The organism is Erythrobacter sp. CCH5-A1 (assembly GCF_001557115.1).
Classification (GTDB): domain Bacteria; phylum Pseudomonadota; class Alphaproteobacteria; order Sphingomonadales; family Sphingomonadaceae; genus Erythrobacter.
Genome location: NZ_LSKQ01000096.1, coordinates 1 through 477 on the forward strand (window position 1 = coordinate 1; position 477 = coordinate 477).

A 477-nucleotide genomic window follows, 5' to 3' on the forward strand; every position below is an offset into this window, starting at 1 on the left:
GTCTCCTCTGAAAGCAGTTACCACGGCCGAGCACAAAATTTTAAACAGTCTCGAGTTCGGTGCTGACCGGCAAACCCAACACTCGTTTTTAGAATCGGTCCGGCATGCCCCGGAAGAATTTCAGTTCTTCCTGCATACCGCCGTCATGAAGCACTGCGTGCCATATGCATGGAGCTATCGAACGATGAACTTCTATCGCATACCTTTGAGGGCAGCGGTCAACGTCATGCCTGCAAGGTGGCTGACGGAATGTTCTATCCATCGAGAGTGACGCAGTTTGTGATCAATGGCAGCCGCGGCGACGGCAAGGACAGCTATTCCCTTAGGGTGTCATTTCGCCCTCAGCCGGAACCGACCCCTTTTCCGGGCGGCGGGCGAAGCCCGAGACGCTGCCCAAAGTCATCCGCTGGAAATCACGGCAAAGGGGTGACTACACGAAAGTGACGTATCTGCACGCTAAGGGCGAACAAATCCGGT

Annotated in this window: 1 protein-coding gene; it reads left to right on the forward strand. The window is 54.9% G+C overall.

The window, feature by feature from the left end; translation table 11 throughout:
* A partial coding sequence (locus AX708_RS21060) for a hypothetical protein (RefSeq protein ID WP_233999610.1) occupies nucleotides 1-271 on the forward strand: 271 nt, incomplete at its 5' end.
* Between the last annotated feature and the right edge of the window lie 206 nt (nucleotides 272-477).